This is a genomic window from Mangrovibacterium lignilyticum, assembly GCF_010882175.1.
Classification (GTDB): Bacteria; Bacteroidota; Bacteroidia; order Bacteroidales; family Prolixibacteraceae; genus Mangrovibacterium; species Mangrovibacterium lignilyticum.
This window is the reverse complement of sequence record NZ_WKLH01000011.1, coordinates 1-5,406: the sequence shown is the minus strand read 5'-3', so window position 1 is coordinate 5,406 and position 5,406 is coordinate 1. Positions and strand designations below refer to the sequence as shown.

2 tRNA genes and 3 rRNA genes are annotated in these 5,406 nt (G+C 48.4%); all 5 read right to left on the bottom strand.

The window, feature by feature from the left end:
* Nucleotides 1-41: 41 nt before the first annotated feature.
* The 5 genes from rrf to GJV22_RS21995 all read right to left on the bottom strand — a co-directional run bounded on the left by rrf (nucleotide 42) and on the right by GJV22_RS21995 (nucleotide 5,298).
* Nucleotides 42-152 (bottom strand): 5S ribosomal RNA (gene rrf / locus GJV22_RS22015).
* Nucleotides 153-254: 102 nt separating this feature from the next.
* A 23S ribosomal RNA gene (locus GJV22_RS22010) occupies nucleotides 255-3,130 on the bottom strand.
* Between the two features lie 281 nt (nucleotides 3,131-3,411).
* A tRNA-Ala gene (locus GJV22_RS22005) sits at nucleotides 3,412-3,488 on the bottom strand.
* Nucleotides 3,489-3,566: 78 nt separating this feature from the next.
* Nucleotides 3,567-3,640, bottom strand: a tRNA-Ile gene (locus tag GJV22_RS22000).
* Nucleotides 3,641-3,782: 142 nt separating this feature from the next.
* Nucleotides 3,783-5,298, bottom strand: a 16S ribosomal RNA gene (locus GJV22_RS21995).
* The 16S, 23S and 5S rRNA genes sit together here with 2 tRNA genes alongside, the layout of an rRNA operon.
* Nucleotides 5,299-5,406: the final 108 nt, after the last annotated feature.

The following is a 5,406-nucleotide window of genomic DNA, read 5'->3' as shown; positions in this document are numbered from 1 at the left end:
ATAAAAAAAGCCCGTTGCTCTGGAGAACAACGGGCTTGAAAAGAGGGCGACGACCTACTCTCCCACATAAATGCAGTACCATCGGCGCTGGCGGGCTTAACTTCTCTGTTCGGAATGGGAAGAGGTGGAACCCCGCCGCTATAATCACCTAAATTCTTACGGCTTTGGTTTACTTGCCATCAGCAAGGACCAACACTTAAATACGTTAAACATATCGGGAAAAAAATACAACTCATAAACAACCTTAAAAACCTAAGTGAAAGTCTTCGGGTAATTAGTACTGCTCGGCTTTGACATCACTGCCTTTACACCTACAGCCTATCAACGTAGTAGTCTCCTACGACCCTTAAAGGAAATCTCATCTTGAGGGAGGCTTCGTGCTTAGATGCTTTCAGCACTTATCCCTTCCATACATAGCTACTCAGCGATGCAGCTGGCGCCACAACTGATACACTAGAGGTATGTCCACCGCGGTCCTCTCGTACTGGCAGCAGGTCCTCTCAAATTTCCAACGCCCACAACAGATAGGGACCGAACTGTCTCACGACGTTCTGAACCCAGCTCGCGTGCCACTTTAATGGGCGAACAGCCCAACCCTTGGGACCTTCTCCAGCCCCAGGATGTGACGAGCCGACATCGAGGTGCCAAACCGCTCCGTCGATATGAGCTCTTGGGAGCGATCAGCCTGTTATCCCCGGAGTACCTTTTATCCTTTGAGCGATGGCCCTTCCATACGGAACCACCGGATCACTATGCCCTAGTTTCCTACCTGATCGACTTGTCGGTCTCACAGTCAAGCGCCCTTATACCATTACACTCTCCTGACGGTTACCAATCGTCATGAGGGCACCTTTGGGAGCCTCCGTTACTCTTTTGGAGGCGACCACCCCAGTCAAACTACCCACCACACACTGTCCCCTCTTGCGAGGGTTAGGTCCCGAGTAAGCAAAGGGACGTATTTCAAGGATGGCTCCACGAATCCTGGCGAACCCGCTTCATAGCCTCCGTCCTATCCTACACATCACTTACCCAGAATCAATGTGAAGTTGCAGTAAAGGTTCACGGGGTCTTTCCGTCCCGTTGCGGGTAATCGGCATCTTCACCGATACTACAATTTCACCGAGCTCATGGCCGAGACAGTATCCACATCGTTACACCATTCGTGCAGGTCGGAACTTACCCGACAAGGAATTTCGCTACCTTAGGACCGTTATAGTTACGGCCGCCGTTTACCGGGGCTTCATTTCAATGCTTCTCCGAAGATAACATCCCCACTTAACCTTCCGGCACCGGGCAGGTGTCAGGCCTTATACATCATCTTTCGATTTAGCAAAGCCATGTGTTTTTGATAAACAGTCGCATGGATCTTTTTACTGCGGCTTAGCTTGCACTAAGCGACCCTTCTCCCGAAGTTACGGGTCAATTTTGCCTAGTTCCTTAGCCATGAATCACTCGAGCGCCTCAGGATTCTCTCCTTGACTACCTGTGTCGGTTTGCGGTACGGGTCCTTTATACCTGAAGCTTAGAGGGTTTTCTCGGAAGCCCTTAGGATCACTATCCGATTGCCCGAAGGCTCTCGGTACTGTCAGGTTTCACCTCTCTTAGCGGATTTGCCTACTAAGATCAACAGTTACGCCCTTTAACGTACTATTCCGTCAGTACGCGGATCTTTCATCACTTCGTTACCCCATCGCAGTATAAAGGAGTATCGGAATATTAACCGATCTTCCATCGGTATCGCCTCTCGGCTTAACCTTAGGTCCCGACTAACCCTGATCCGATTAGCGTTGATCAGGAAACCTTAGTCTATCGGCGAGCAGGTTTCTCGCCTGCTTTGTCGTTACTTATGCCTACATTTGCTTTTCCAAACGCTCCAGCACAGCTCACGCTGCACCTTCAACGCAAGATTGGAATGCTCCCCTACCATAAATCCATAGCTTCGGTGGTATATTTGATGCCCGATTATTATCCACGCCCGATCGCTCGACTAGTGAGCTGTTACGCACTCTTTAAATGAATGGCTGCTTCCAAGCCAACATCCTAGCTGTCTAAGCAATCAGACCTCGTTTAACCAACTTAATATACACTTGGGGACCTTAGCTGATGGTCTGGGTTCTTTCCCTCTCGGACACGGACCTTAGCACCCATGCCCTCACTGCCGTGAAGCATCTTATAGCATTCGGAGTTTGTCTGGATTTGATAGGCGGTGAAGCCCTCGCGTCCAATCAGTAGCTCTACCTCTATAAGACTCAAACACGACGCTGCACCTAAATGCATTTCGGGGAGTACGAGCTATTTCCCAGTTTGATTGGCCTTTCACCCCTACCCACAGTTCATCCAAAGACTTTTCAACGTCTCCTGGTTCGGTCCTCCATTTTGTGTTACCAAAACTTCAACCTGACCATGGGTAGATCACAAAGGTTTCGCGTCTAGCGCCACTGACTTAAGCGCCCTATTCAGACTCGCTTTCGCTTCGGCTCCGTGGCTGAACCACTTAACCTTGCCAGTGACGACTAACTCGTAGGCTCATTATGCAAAAGGCACGCAGTCACACCATGAATGATGCTCCTACCGCTTGTAAGCGTACGGTTTCAGGTACTATTTCACTCCCCTGTTCGGGGTACTTTTCACCTTTCCCTCACGGTACTTGTTCACTATCGGTCTCTCATCAGTATTTAGCCTTACCGGATGGTCCCGGCAGATTCAGACAGGATTTCACGTGTCCCGCCCTACTCAGGATACCACTATCTTATTAACAATTTACATGTACAGGACTATCACCTTCTGTGGTTAAACTTTCCAAAGTATTCCATTTAATGTTAATTCGAATCTTGTGGTCCTACAACCCCACCAATGCCGAAACAATGATGGTTTGGGCTATTCCGCGTTCGCTCGCCACTACTTACGGAATCACTTTTGTTTTCTTTTCCTCCAGGTACTTAGATGTTTCAGTTCCCTGGGTTAGCCTCCAATATAATTGGATAACTGCCTTACGACAGCTGGGTTGTCCCATTCGGATATTTGCGGATCAATTCGTATTTGCCAATCCCCGCAACTTTTCGCAGCTTATCACGTCCTTCATCGCCTATGAGAGCCAAGGCATCCCCCGTACGCCCTTAATAACTTTCTCCTTATTTTATATATTACTATATAATTTGATTCTTTAAGGTTGAATATGTTGTCATATTCTTGTATTTCCCAATATGTCAAAGAACTTTAAAACAGTTCGCTGTTTTCTGCTCACTGTTGTGAGTCAAAAACAAGCTATGCCTGTTTAATGTAGATAACCAAGGAATCGAACCTTGCTGTTTGTGCTCCAGCGTTATCTTTGATAAACCACCCCGCTTACGCGTTGCCTTTATCGTCAGTAAATGTGTTTGAACGTTGTGTCTTTACGACCTTATTTTATCCTGGTGGAGAATAAGGGAGTCGAACCCTTGACCTCTAGAATGCAAATCTAGCGCTCTAGCCAACTGAGCTAATCCCCCATGGTTCAGTTTCCAGTTTCCATTCGCAGCATGCAGTATTAAACTGCCAACTGTGAATCGGTACTGATTACCGGGCTGTAGTCCCGCCCAGATTTGAACTGGGGACCTCTACATTATCAGTGTAGCGCTCTAACCAGCTGAGCTACGGGACTGTCTTTGCTTTCAAGCTTCGGCTTCGTTGGCCATAAGCATCAGCTGACAGCTTTTCCGCGTTTTGCTCTTCTTCAATATTTTAAATAAAAAGGTAGGGATAAGAAATTTACATCCATCGTAAGTGTTTTATCAAAGCTCCAGAAAGGAGGTGTTCCAGCCACACCTTCCGGTACGGCTACCTTGTTACGACTTAACCCCAGTCATTAGTTTTACCCTAGGACGCTCCTTGCGGTTACATACTTCAGGTACCCCCAACTTCCATGGTTTGACGGGCGGTGTGTACAAGGCCCGGGAACGTATTCACCGCGCCATGGCTGATGCGCGATTACTAGCGAATCCAGCTTCACGAAGTCGGGTTGCAGACTTCGATCCGAACTGAGACCGGCTTTAGAGATTAGCATCACATCGCTGTGTAGCTGCCCTTTGTACCGGCCATTGTAACACGTGTGTAGCCCTGGACATAAGGGCCGTGCTGATTTGACGTCATCCCCACCTTCCTCTCACCTTACGGTGGCAGTCCCGCTAGAGTCCCCAGCATAACCTGATGGTAACTAACGGTAAGGGTTGCGCTCGTTATGGGACTTAACCCGACACCTCACGGCACGAGCTGACGACAACCATGCAGCACCTTGAAGAGTGTCCGAAGAAAAACCTGTTTCCAAGTCTGTCACTCCCCATTTAAGCCCAGGTAAGGTTCCTCGCGTATCATCGAATTAAACCACATGTTCCTCCGCTTGTGCGGGCCCCCGTCAATTCCTTTGAGTTTCACCGTTGCCGGCGTACTCCCCAGGTGGTTCACTTAATGCTTTCGCTTGGCCGCTTGCAATATATCGCAAACAGCGAGTGAACATCGTTTACGGCGTGGACTACCAGGGTATCTAATCCTGTTCGCTCCCCACGCTTTCGTACCTCAGCGTCAGTAACAGTTTAGTAAGCTGCCTTCGCAATCGGAGTTCTGTGTAATATCTAAGCATTTCACCGCTACACTACACATTCCGCCTACCTCAACTGTACTCAAGCTCTTCAGTATCAATGGCAATTTTACGGTTGAGCCGCAAACTTTCACCACTGACTTAAAAAGCCGCCTACGTACCCTTTAAACCCAATGAATCCGGATAACGCTTGCATCCTCCGTATTACCGCGGCTGCTGGCACGGAGTTAGCCGATGCTTATTCGTGTACTACCGTCAAATCCCTACACGTAGGAACCATTCTTGGTACACAAAAGAAGTTTACAACCCATAGGGCAGTCTTCCTTCACGCGGGATGGCTGGTTCAGGCTTGCGCCCATTGACCAATATTCCTCACTGCTGCCTCCCGTAGGAGTCTGGTCCGTGTCTCAGTACCAGTGTGGGGGATCATCCTCTCAGAACCCCTAGACATCGTAGTCTTGGTGAGCCGTTACCTCGCCAACTAACTAATGTCACGCATGCCCATCTCTAACCGCCGGAACTTTAATAATTAAACCATGCGATCCAATTATACTATGGGGTATTAATCCGGATTTCTCCGGGCTATCCCCCTGTTAGAGGTAGGTTGCATACGCGTTACGCACCCGTGCGCCGCTCTCATCACCCGAAGGTGAATCCCGCTCGACTTGCATGTGTTAGGCCTCCCGCTAGCGTTCATCCTGAGCCAGGATCAAACTCTTCGTTGTAAATAAAATTGTTAATCTTGTCTAGCTCTTGTAGATAAAACTCTTTGTTGATAGCGTATCTTCCTTATCTTTCTACCTTTTCAATCTTGTCAATGAACTTGTTGTTCT